Below are 1,563 nucleotides of genomic sequence, written 5' to 3'. Positions count from 1 at the left end.
ATACACCTGTTCCCATGCCGAACACAGAAGTTAAGCTTCTTAGCGCCGATTGTAGTGAAGGGTTTCCCTTTGTGAGAGTAGGACGTCGCCACGCTAATTATTCCGGCATAGCTCAGTTGGTAGTAGCGCATGACTGTTAATCATGATGTCGTAGGTTCGAGTCCTACTGCCGGAGTTCCTTAATATAGGACTTATGAGTAATACTTTGCTTCCTTTAACTCTGGAGAGTTGTCCGAGTGGCCGAAGGAGCATGATTGGAAATCATGTAGACGGTTAACGCTGTCTCAAGGGTTCGAATCCCTTACTCTCCGTATTAAGTTTTTATTGGCCCGTTGGTCAAGCGGTTAAGACACCGCCCTTTCACGGCGGTATCACGGGTTCGATTCCCGTACGGGTCATTTATATTTTTTGGAGGTTTAGCTCAGCTGGGAGAGCACCTGCCTTACAAGCAGGGGGTCGGCGGTTCGATCCCGTCAACCTCCATTAAATTACGGTTTGGTAGTTCAGCTGGTTAGAATGCCTGCCTGTCACGCAGGAGGTCGCGGGTTCGAGTCCCGTCCAGACCGTTTTATATTTTTTGGCGCAGTAGCTCAGTTGGTAGAGCAACGGATTGAAGCTCCGTGTGTCGGCAGTTCGATTCTGTCTTGCGCCATTTGGAGGAATAGCGAAGTGGCTAAACGCGACGGACTGTAAATCCGTTCCTTAGGGTTCAGTGGTTCGAATCCACTTTCCTCCATTATCTTAGTAGGGATATAGTTAAACGGTATAACTACGGTCTCCAAAACCGTCATTGTGGGTTCGATTCCTACTATCCCTGTTAATAGTTTATGGCGATTGTGGTGAAGTGGTTAACACAGCGGATTGTGGTTCCGCCATGCGTGGGTTCGATCCCCATCAGTCGCCCTTAGCTTTTAATTTTTATTATATGTTTTATGGCGATTGTGGTGAAGTGGTTAACACAGCGGATTGTGGTTCCGCCACGCGTGGGTTCGATTCCCATCAGTCGCCCTTAGTTCTAATTTTGGGGTATAGCCAAGCGGTAAGGCAACAGGTTTTGATCCTGTCATGCGTTGGTTCGAATCCAGCTACCCCAGTTTTCTCTTTTAGAGATTGTTTTATAGTTAAATATGGCGGTATAGCCAAGTGGTAAGGCAGAGGTCTGCAAAACCTTCATCACCGGTTCAAATCCGGTTACCGCCTTGCAAAATTATTTCATGCCGGCGTGGCGGAATTGGCAGACGCGCTGGACTCAAAATCCAGTGCCCGCGAGGGCGTGCCGGTTCGACCCCGGCCGCCGGTATAAAAAAACTACGATGATCATCGTAGTTTTTTTTTTATGAAATTATGAAATATCGGCTCTTTGTCAACTAATGTTGGTAAAGAAAAACCAAAGAATTGAATCGATTAATATGATCCCTAGAGGAACTTTCCTCTAGTTTTTTTGGCTCTTTGTCAACTAATGTTGATGAAGAAAATCTAAAGAATTAAATCGATTAATATGATTCCTAGAGGAAATTTCCTCTAGGTTTTTCTATTTTCTTGAAAAAGAATAGTGCCAAAACA

At 45.5% G+C, this 1,563-nt stretch carries 13 tRNA genes and 1 rRNA gene; all 14 read left to right on the top strand.

The features are described 5' to 3' along the window. A 5S ribosomal RNA gene (gene rrf / locus BCR24_RS10410) occupies window positions 1-94 on the top strand; the annotation flags it as partial. A gap of 7 nt (window positions 95-101) precedes the next feature. Further along, window positions 102-175: transfer RNA gene (locus BCR24_RS10405), tRNA-Asn, on the top strand. A 47-nt stretch (window positions 176-222) separates the two neighbouring features. Beyond that, window positions 223-311 (top strand) — tRNA-Ser (locus BCR24_RS10400). A gap of 15 nt (window positions 312-326) precedes the next feature. Then, a tRNA-Glu gene (locus BCR24_RS10395) sits at window positions 327-398 on the top strand. A gap of 12 nt (window positions 399-410) precedes the next feature. Then, window positions 411-483: transfer RNA gene (locus BCR24_RS10390), tRNA-Val, on the top strand. 9 nt (window positions 484-492) lie between these two features. Further along, window positions 493-566 (top strand) — tRNA-Asp (locus tag BCR24_RS10385). 13 nt (window positions 567-579) lie between these two features. Further along, a tRNA-Phe gene (locus BCR24_RS10380) sits at window positions 580-652 on the top strand. Between the two features lie 3 nt (window positions 653-655). Further along, window positions 656-736, top strand: a tRNA-Tyr gene (locus tag BCR24_RS10375). 10 nt (window positions 737-746) lie between these two features. Beyond that, window positions 747-817, top strand: a tRNA-Trp gene (locus tag BCR24_RS10370). 13 nt (window positions 818-830) lie between these two features. Continuing rightward, a tRNA-His gene (locus BCR24_RS10365) sits at window positions 831-903 on the top strand. A gap of 32 nt (window positions 904-935) precedes the next feature. Further along, a tRNA-His gene (locus BCR24_RS10360) sits at window positions 936-1,008 on the top strand. A 14-nt stretch (window positions 1,009-1,022) separates the two neighbouring features. Next, window positions 1,023-1,094: transfer RNA gene (locus BCR24_RS10355), tRNA-Gln, on the top strand. Between the two features lie 35 nt (window positions 1,095-1,129). Continuing rightward, window positions 1,130-1,200: transfer RNA gene (locus tag BCR24_RS10350), tRNA-Cys, on the top strand. A gap of 16 nt (window positions 1,201-1,216) precedes the next feature. Beyond that, a tRNA-Leu gene (locus BCR24_RS10345) sits at window positions 1,217-1,300 on the top strand. Window positions 1,301-1,563: the final 263 nt, after the last annotated feature.

The sequence above is a fragment of the Enterococcus ureilyticus genome (assembly GCF_001730315.1).
GTDB lineage: Bacteria > Bacillota > Bacilli > Lactobacillales > Enterococcaceae > Enterococcus_L > Enterococcus_L ureilyticus.
This window is presented reverse-complemented; position numbering and strand designations above follow the sequence as displayed.